The following is a 6,551-nucleotide window of genomic DNA, read 5'->3' as shown; positions in this document are numbered from 1 at the left end:
ACTCGACCGACCCAACTGCAACAAAAAGCGTTAGATTTATTGGGAGTTTCCCTGATTTGTACCCAGTAACGGGGCGGCGGAAATTCTCTTAATCCCTTCTACAGCACAGGTTATGGCTTTTTGTCAACGGGGAAGTCCAGTGATATGCTTAGTTTATAACCTTCTTTTTAGGTAGGAGAATTGTCAGATTCTGTCTTTTGCCTCTTGCCTGTTGCCTCTTGCCTTCAGAAGCTGATAATTGCTGATTGTCGGTATTTCTGTAAGTGTGAGATGCACCCAAACTAACACACCTAAAATTGTTAATTAACGCATGGTGACGAATTCCTCGGCAGCACTGGGATGAATGCCGACAGTGGCATCAAAATCGGCTTTTGTTGCGCCCATTTTTACGGCAATGGCTACTCCTTGAATAATTTCGGCGGCGTGATCTCCCACCATGTGCGCCCCGAGAATTTTACCACTTTCCTGATGGACAACTAATTTCATCAAAGTTTTGTCCTCTCGGCCTGGTAAAACATTGTAACCGGGGCGGAATTTAGACCGATAAACTTTAATTCCCGTGTCACCATATTGTTTTTTTGCTTGCAATTCTGTTAATCCCACCGTCGCCGCTTCAGGAGTAGAAAATACTGCCGAAGGAACATTTTCATAACTCATTAACCGGGGTTTATTACCAAAGACTGTATCGGCAAAAGCTCGCCCCTGATTAATGGCCACGGGAGTTAAATTAATTTGATCAGTACAATCGCCCACGGCATAGATATTATCTTCGCTGGTTTGGCTATACTCGTTGACGACAATTGCCCCATTTTTTACCTCGACATTGACATTCTCTAAGCCCAATTTTTCCAGCTTAGGAATTCTTCCAGTAGCGGCTAATCCTAGGGCATCAACAAATAAGATTTCTGAGGTTTCTTGACCCTGAATATGTACTTTTAAACCCTCAGCAGTTTTCTCGATCGAAGTGGGGAAAGTTTCGGGCATAATTTTAATTCCCTGACGGATCATTTCCGCTTGAATCTCATCGCGGATATCCTCATCAAACCCTCTTAAAATCTTGTCTTTACGGATTAACTGCACCACTTCTGTCCCTAATCCGTGCATAATACCAGCAAATTCTACCCCAATATATCCCGCCCCTAAAACTATAATTCTTTTCGGTTGTTCTGGCAGTTGAAACATGGCATCAGAAACTACTGTATGTTCGATCCCCGGAATATCAGGTTTAACGGGATGTCCCCCCACGGCAATTAAAATTTTATCGGCAGTAATTTTCTGATCTCCCACCTCTAGGGTATGGGGATCAATAAACTTGGCATAATTAGGAAAAATCGTCACTTGAGAATTATCGAGCATCTTTTGATAAATGCCATTCAAACGTATAGTTTCCTGATTAACGGCGCTAATTAATTTTTGCCAATTTAACTGACTCTCTACCGGACTCCAACCGTAACCTTCCGCATCCTTAAATAGTTGCGGAAAACGACTAGAATAAACCATTAATTTTTTGGGAATACAACCGCGATTAACACAGGTTCCTCCCAAACGATCGTATTCTGCTAATCCCACTTTTGCCCCGTATTCGGCTGCCCGTCTAGCGGTGGCAATACCACCAGAACCACCACCAATTACCAATAAATCAAAATCATAACTCATAAAAACATCCTCGCAAATGAATAGAAGTTTGACGGAATCAAGAAACTTTTTTGGCAAAAAGGGGAGCGAATATCTCGGATCAATCCCTAACTGAATCTATCGAGTAACTAGCAGAATATGGTCACTAATGCTGCTAAATTAGAGTCAATTTATTTACTGCCAAGATTTAATTCTATGCTAACACGCCGATCGAAATTATCTTTTCTCTTGGGGACTTGTTCCCTATTTCTCTGGGTAAACCATCCCGTCACCCTCGCAACCCCCATCAGTCAAGACAATTCTCTCCCTTCCCAGTTTATCTGTCCGGCAGACTTAGCCACCAGGATCGATCGCATTTTGGCCCGACCCGATTATCAAGGCGCTTATTGGGGAATTTTCGTAAAATCCCTTAATTCTCAGGAAAATCTCTATAGTCTCCACGAAAATAACTTTTTTACTCCCGCTTCTACTGCGAAATTATTAACCACTGCCGCCGCTTTCAGCAAATTTAACCGCGATTATCGTCTGAAAACCCCCATTTTAGCCCAGGGCAACCCCCCCGATTTAGAAACTTTAACCTTAGTCGGGAGGGGAGATGCAACCATAACCACAGAAAAGTTAGAAAAATTAGCAGAAAAGTTAAAAGCACAGGGAATTAACTCAATTTATCGCTTAATTGTCGTTGCTAGTCCTTTTGTCGTCTCCGATAGTCAAAAAACCTGGGAATGGGAAGATGTCTTTTTTGACTATGCTGTACCCGCTTCTAGCTTGGTTTTAAACGAAAATTCCGTCACTTTAAGGCTTTTACCGCGACAATTGGGGCAAAGCTTAGATTTACAATGGTCTGATCCCATTGCCGCTAAACAATGGCTAATTGAGAATCAAACCAGCACCGCAGCTCAAGGCATCCCGAATACTCTGGCAATTAAGGGCAATTTAGCCAATAATCGCCTGATTATCACTGGTTCTCTGGCTATTGATAGTCAAGATGATTTTAATTTAGCTATTCCCCAACCCTCGGAATATTTCCTCGATCGCTGGCGTAATATCCTTGAAAAAGCGGGAATTACCGTTAAAACCGCCGAAATTAGCTCAGAAATTCGCGGCGATGAAATCACCAATTTAGAATCAGAACCCCTAGCATATTTGGTGGAAAAAGTCAATAAAAATAGCGATAATTTACTAGCCGAAACCCTACTACAAATGCTCGGCGGTGTCTCGGGATTGCAAGAAACTTTAACAAAACTGGGAATTAACAGCGATAGTTATAAAATCGCCGATGGTTCGGGGCTATCACGACAAAACCTGATTAAACCCAATACTTTAGGAGAAATCTTAAAACTAATGGCAGAAAATCCTGATTATCGGCGTTCTTTAGCCATTGGCGGCATTGATGGCACTTTAACCAATAGATTTCGCCAGACTCCCCTAGAAGGACGATTACAGGCAAAAACCGGGACTTTAACCGGAGTTATCGCCCTCGCGGGTTATCTAGCAACCGCCGACAATCAACCCCTAATCTTTAGCATAACCGTAAATAACAGCGATCAACCCGCCACCACCCTCAGAAACGGCATCGATGAGGTGATTTTGCTCCTAGGACAGTTAAAACGCTGTTAATCTTTAGGAGGCAAAAGGCAAAAGGCAAAAGGCAAAAGGCAAAAGGCAAAAGGCAAAAGGCAAAAGGCAGCTTTGTTCTCCCCAACACCCCAACACCCCAATACCCCACTACCCAACCCGCAACCAATTCGATCGAGCCATTTAAGTAGGGAGGCACAATTATTTGTAGGATGGGTTAGCGGTAGCGTAACATGAGCGGGGGTTGGGTTTCATGCTTCAACCCAACCTACGTTCATCTTATATTTAATTCCACCCACCCACTTAATCACACAAGACTGTATACTTTTGTAAAAATTGCTTCTAGCTGACCTGTAGATTAATCGACGGAGTATTGATATATGTATATAGTTCAGGTTGCCTCTGAGTGCGCCCCAGTGATTAAAGCTGGGGGATTGGGGGATGTGGTATATGGATTGAGTCGAGAATTAGAAATTCGCGGTCATTGCGTGGAGCTAATCCTACCCATGTATGATTGTATGCGCTACGACCAAATTTGGGGCTTACACGAGGCTTATCGGGACCTGTGGGTACCTTGGTACGGTGGGGCAATTCACTGTAATGTTTTTTGTGGTTGGGTACACGGGCGCTTGTGTTTCTTTATTCAACCCAATTCGGGCGATAATTTCTTTAATCGCGGTACTTACTACGGTTGTAAAGACGATAATATGCGTTTTGCCTTCTTCTGCAAAGCCGCTTTAGAATTTTTGCTCAGAAGTAATAAACGTCCCGATATAATTCATTGTCACGACTGGCAAACCGGTTTAATTCCGCCCTTACTTTTTGAAATTTATAAATATCATGGTATGGGCAATCAGCGCGTTCTCTACACCATCCATAACTTTAAACATCAAGGATTTGCTGGTGCGGAAATTCTCAGGGCAACAGGATTAAATAACGATACTTACTACTTTAGCTATGCCCGAATGCGCGATAACTTCAATCCTTTTGTGATTAATTTTATGAAAGGTGGTATCGTCTTTTCCAACTATTTCAACACCGTCTCACCCCACCATGCTTGGGAAGCACACCACACCGATGTTAGTTACGGTTTAGGTCATACAATTCACCTACATCAACACAAATTTACTGGCATTCTCAACGGTTTAGATTACAATATCTGGAACCCGGAAGTGGATAAATTTATTGCTGCACCCTACGGTATTGATAGCTTCTCCGAGAAGGCACGCAATAAGAAGGCACTGCGAGAAAGACTCTGGTTAAGAGATGAACCAGAAAAGCCCTTAATTTGTTATGTCGGTCGTTTAGATGACCAAAAAGGCGTACATTTAGTTCACCATGCCATGTATTATGCCTTAGCTCGCGGGGCGCAATTTGTCCTCTTAGGTTCCGCCACCGAATCGTTAATTAATAACTGGTTCTGGCATGAGAAAAATCACCTAAATAATAACCCTGATGTCCATATTGAATTGGGCTTTAATGAGGAATTATCTCACCTCATTTATGCGGGGGCCGATATGATTGTGGTTCCCAGTAATTTTGAACCCTGCGGACTGACACAAGTAATCAGCTTAAAATACGGAACCGTTCCCATCGTCCGGGGAGTTGGTGGTTTAGTTAATACGGTTTTTGATCGCGATTATGATACCTATCACCAACCCGAAGAACGCAATGGTTTTGTCTTTTTTGATCCCGATAATAATGCCCTCGAATCAGCCATGTCCCGGGCATTAGAATTGTGGTACACTCAACCAGAAGAATTCCAAAAATTAGCGATTCAAGGCATGGAATGCGATTACTCTTGGAATCGCCCCGGGGAAGAATACGTTGCCCTGTATGAAATGATTCGCCACAAATAAACTGCATCTTGCCCCTAGCAATTCCCTGGCAGTTGTCAACAGAAATTCGAGGAATAGATTTGTTGAAATTTCCGGGGAATTGCTTTAGTTTTGACCGATTGCTGACTCCTAACCCCACCAAAAAACTTTTTGCCGCAAACCCTACCTAGTAGAGCAGAAATGTTAACTTTGCTTGGTATTCTTGGGTGAGGGGATGACTAACTCCTAAAATCTGAAATATGGCTAACATGGCTTTTCTTGCCCCATCCTGACGATATTTTCTACTTTCTCCCACCAGGCTGATCAGTTTATCTAAAGCGGCGGCATAATCTTCTTTTAATGCGGAATTAATCCCAGTAAAAAATATCGCATCGAGGGGATTATTTTCTGGTTTTAACTGTTGAAATTCTAGGAGAGTTTTCCAACCTTTGATCAGGGGATTTTCTTCTTTAATAGCACTGATTAATCGGTAAGCATCAGACCATTTTTCTAGACGCATGAGAAATTTTACCGCCATAATAACTAATCGTGGTTCGTTGGGATATTTAGGAAAAAGACGATCAAATAATTGTTTAGCTGCGGGCAAATTATCGAGGGCAATCGCTTCTTGTATTTCTGCTAATCCTGTTTCTAATTCCGATTGTAAATCGAGACGGGAAAATAAGTCTCTAATTTGTTCTTCTGGCAAAGCACCAACAAAACAGGGTAACACTTCTCCCTTGCTGACAATTCGCACATCGGGAACTCCTTCTACATCGTATTGTTCCGCTAATTCGGGATTTTTATCTATATCTATTTTGGCAAGGATAAAATTATATTCACTTGCTAGTTTTTCTAGCATCGGTTTTACCAATTTACAGGGTCCACACCAGAGAGCATAAAAGTCTAAAATCACTGTATTTAGATAGGACTTCTCGATCACTTCACTGTCAAAATTTGTCCCATCTACCTCAATAGAATATCCCATCTATTTCTCCTGTAATAACTTATTTTCAGCTAGTTTTGTCTCACTTATCTCTTTTATCCAAAGGGCTAATCCTCCCCCTCGTCCCCGGGCTGCCATCATTGTTTCTGTGATCAAAAAATAGGCAAAAAATGCCTGTTTTTTGATACTTTCCTGATAAAAATTAGCTTCACTTACCTGGCCATTTCTAATAAAACCTGAATAGAGAGAGCGATTAAATAGGGTTAGGTTGAGCCGGGTAAAATCAAAGGCAAGAAGACGGGTTTTAGGAAAAAACTTAACTGGACCGCTTACGGATAGTTTTACTGCCCCTAAAACTATCTGATTGCTGACGCTTCCAGAGATAAATTCTCCCGGTTCTAAACTCTCATTTCTTTGGTAAGAGATGGTAATTTTGGTTCTTCGTTACTTGGTATGGTTCGATAGGGGGTCATAAATCGACTAAATCCTTATCTGGTAAGAGACTTAATTGATTAGTTCGCTCTAGATCAAAAACAATCGACAAAAATCGCTAAATGCCTTTCTATATAAGGGTT

4 protein-coding genes and 1 pseudogene are annotated in these 6,551 nt (G+C 41.9%); 2 read left to right on the top strand and 3 right to left on the bottom strand.

The genetic code is table 11. The annotated features are described in order from the left end of the window. Window positions 1–303: 303 nt before the first annotated feature. Complete coding sequence (gorA, locus tag PX482_RS15435) at window positions 304–1,656, bottom strand: glutathione-disulfide reductase (RefSeq protein WP_288094513.1); 1,353 nt, start codon at window positions 1,654–1,656, stop codon at window positions 304–306. 174 nt (window positions 1,657–1,830) lie between these two features. Here gorA and dacB point away from each other — a divergent pair, with 174 nt between their 5' ends. Both dacB and glgA read left to right on the top strand, forming a co-directional pair. Then, window positions 1,831–3,255 (top strand): D-alanyl-D-alanine carboxypeptidase/D-alanyl-D-alanine endopeptidase, encoded by a 1,425-nt coding sequence (dacB, locus tag PX482_RS15430; protein WP_288026439.1) that lies wholly within the window; start codon window positions 1,831–1,833, stop codon window positions 3,253–3,255. Window positions 3,256–3,593: 338 nt separating this feature from the next. Continuing rightward, window positions 3,594–5,072 carry a glycogen synthase GlgA gene (gene glgA, locus PX482_RS15425; protein WP_147070003.1) on the top strand — a complete coding sequence of 493 codons (1,479 nt, stop codon included), beginning with the start codon at window positions 3,594–3,596 and terminating at the stop codon, window positions 5,070–5,072. Window positions 5,073–5,217: 145 nt separating this feature from the next. Here glgA and PX482_RS15420 read toward each other — a convergent pair whose 3' ends face one another. Next, window positions 5,218–6,018: a tetratricopeptide repeat protein gene (locus tag PX482_RS15420; RefSeq protein ID WP_288056883.1), complete on the bottom strand. Its 801-nt coding sequence runs from the start codon at window positions 6,016–6,018 to the stop codon at window positions 5,218–5,220. After that, a pseudogene (locus PX482_RS27775) lies at window positions 6,019–6,411 on the bottom strand (hypothetical protein); the annotation flags it as partial. Between the last annotated feature and the right edge of the window lie 140 nt (window positions 6,412–6,551).

The organism is Microcystis sp. M53602_WE12, from assembly GCF_030065455.1.
Classification (GTDB): Bacteria; Cyanobacteriota; Cyanobacteriia; order Cyanobacteriales; family Microcystaceae; genus Microcystis; species Microcystis aeruginosa.
The sequence above is the reverse complement of the archived record's forward strand: the minus strand, read 5'-3'. Positions and strand labels throughout refer to the sequence as shown.